This is a genomic window from Dyella sp. 01N36 (assembly GCF_056399745.1).
The window spans coordinates 1-2,191 of record NZ_JBFTRY010000326.1; the positions used below are offsets into that span (position 1 = coordinate 1).

At 61.6% G+C, this 2,191-nt stretch carries 2 protein-coding genes and 1 pseudogene; 2 read left to right on the forward strand and 1 reads right to left on the reverse strand.

What is annotated here, in order from left to right; genetic code table 11:
* Both AC1DMG_RS21695 and AC1DMG_RS21700 read left to right on the forward strand, forming a co-directional pair.
* Positions 1–330 (forward strand): annotated as a pseudogene (locus tag AC1DMG_RS21695) (hypothetical protein); the annotation flags it as partial.
* A 46-nt stretch (positions 331–376) separates the two neighbouring features.
* Positions 377–1,921: an oligosaccharide flippase family protein gene (locus tag AC1DMG_RS21700; protein ID WP_477181108.1), complete on the forward strand. Its 1,545-nt coding sequence runs from the start codon at positions 377–379 to the stop codon at positions 1,919–1,921.
* Positions 1,922–1,995: 74 nt separating this feature from the next.
* On the opposite strand, the gene AC1DMG_RS21705 is transcribed toward AC1DMG_RS21700, so the two are convergent.
* On the reverse strand, positions 1,996–2,191 hold a 196-nt coding region (locus tag AC1DMG_RS21705; protein WP_477181109.1), incomplete at its 5' end, for a hypothetical protein.

Sequence of the window (2,191 nt, forward strand, 5' to 3'; positions counted from 1 at the left end):
GCCTGGTACTGGGCATCCTCGGGCGCCAGTCGCAGCAAGCTGGCCGAGATCGAGGATTCCGACGGCTGGTACAGCGACTCGCACAACGTCGAGCTGGTGATGCCGGTGGCGGCAGCCTATTACTTCGAGCGCGATCCGGCGCAAAGCGATGCGCTGAAGCGTCGTCTCGACGCACTGGCCTCCTCCTACAACACCGAGTGCGCGCAGATTGGCGAGACGGTGCGTCGCTTCAACTGGAACAACCGCGGCAGTGGCGTGGCGATGTGGTTGCTGCAGCAGCCGCCGGGCAGCGGATCGAACTCGCCGCTGGCGGCGCACACAACGCCCTAGGGCTTGGATGGGACGAATGGCAAGGTATCAGCAGGGGCAGGTTTAGATGAATCGTCGTATGGCAGCACTTCGCAGCATGGCGCTGGTGTCGGCTTCCACCTATGTGGAATACGCGCTGGGCCTGTTCATCAGCGTGTGGATTGCGCGCGCGCTGGGGCCGGCGGACTTTGGCCGCTATGCGTTCACGGTGTGGCTGTGCGGCTGGTTGATGACTTGCAGCAATCACGCATTGACGACTTCTTCGACCAAATTCATCGCCGAGGCCTACGGTGCGGAGCTGCCCGAGGTCGCCTCGCATATCTCCTATCGCCTGATGCGCAATCAGATGTGGAGTTGCGCGGTTGTGATTGCGCTGTTTTTCGCCGGTGTCGCGATCATCCGCCCGCAGGAATGGGCGGGCTTCATCTTGCCGATCACGGTACTCGTGGCTATCGGCGTGGTGGCCAAGGCCAATTACAGCCTGCTGGTGGCCATATCGAAAGGGCAGGAGCATTTCGAGCCGGTGTCCATCGCCACGGTGATCTCGGGCGTCATCATGCTGGCCCTGGTGGGGCTTGCCACCTGGTTCCACGCAGGCCTGCTCGCCTTCGTCGGGATCTTTGCGGTCTCCTGCCTGACGCTGAACCTGATCAACCGCATGGCGTATCGCCATTACTGCCTGCCGTTTGGCCCGGGCGACGTGCCCGATGAAATGTCCAAGCGCCTGACGCGCCACTTGCGGCTTACCGCGGTGCTGATCCTGTTGATTGCGCTGAAGACCAACACGATCGAAGTCTTTCTGCTCAACACCTATGCCAATTCCACGGCGGTGGGCTTCTTCGCCATTGCGGGCACCTTGACGCGCGGCGCGGTGGAGCTGTTCTCAGTGGGACTTACCTCGACACTGCTGCCCTACATGGCGCGCGCCTTTGGCCAGAGTGGGCAATCGCACGCAACCCGCGTGCTGTCGGAGGCGACGCGATTCTATTGGGCCACCGGTCTGATGATTGCGGGGCTGGGTTTTGTCACCACGCCGGGGTTGGTGACGCTGATGTACGGCAACAAGTACATCGATGCGATTCCTGCGATCGAGGTCACCCTGGTATTGGCGGGGCTGTTGCTGATCACCAACAGCATCGCCGCCTTCCAGGTGGTGACGGATCGGCAGGGGGACCGTCTGCGCATCTCCGGGTCGGCGTTGATCATCAACGTGATCCTTGGGTTCAGCCTGATTCCGCACTTTGGTCTGCTGGGCGCGGTGCTTTGCTATGCCGGCACGCGTCTGGCTGAGCTGGCGATCTGCACGTTTTATATCCGGCGTGTGGCCAGTGCCGGGTTGCCGATCGCACCGATGCTGAAGCTGTTTGTCGTGGGGTTGGTGGCCACGGGAGCGGGATGGTTGGTGGCGGCGGTGACGCCGGGGCACTTTGCCTTCATCACGGGGGCGGTGACGTTTGTCGCGGTGTTCTTGCCTTCCAGTTTCCTGGTGCGTTACTGGAGTGAAGAGGATTTCCGGTTGATGGGGATGATTACGGATAAGTTGGGGCCGGTGGGGCGGGTGGCGAAGAGGGTGTTGGGGATGTTGCAGGGGCCGGTGCCTAGGGCGCGGTAGAGTTTTAGCTCGTCATCGCTGTGCGGCCGATTTTCAGTTCGTCATTCCTGTGAAGACGGAGATCCGGTGACTTTTCACTCGATTGTGGCGATATCGCCAGCGTGCCGCCTGCGCGGCGGGCGTTTCGAACGGCTGCCGCCGCTCGAGTCACTTTTCTCTTGCTGGCCCAAAAGATCCCACGGGACTAGCTTCGCGTCGAAAGTAACCCAAAGAGAATGGCCTGATAACGCCCGCAGCATCGTGTTGGGATAAGCCCGAACGCTTGAGGTG

Coding starts and splice junctions, on each gene's coding strand:
- AC1DMG_RS21700 (WP_477181108.1), top strand. CDS start 377: ATGAATCGTCGTATGGCAGCACTTCGCAGCATGGCGCTGGTGTCGGCT.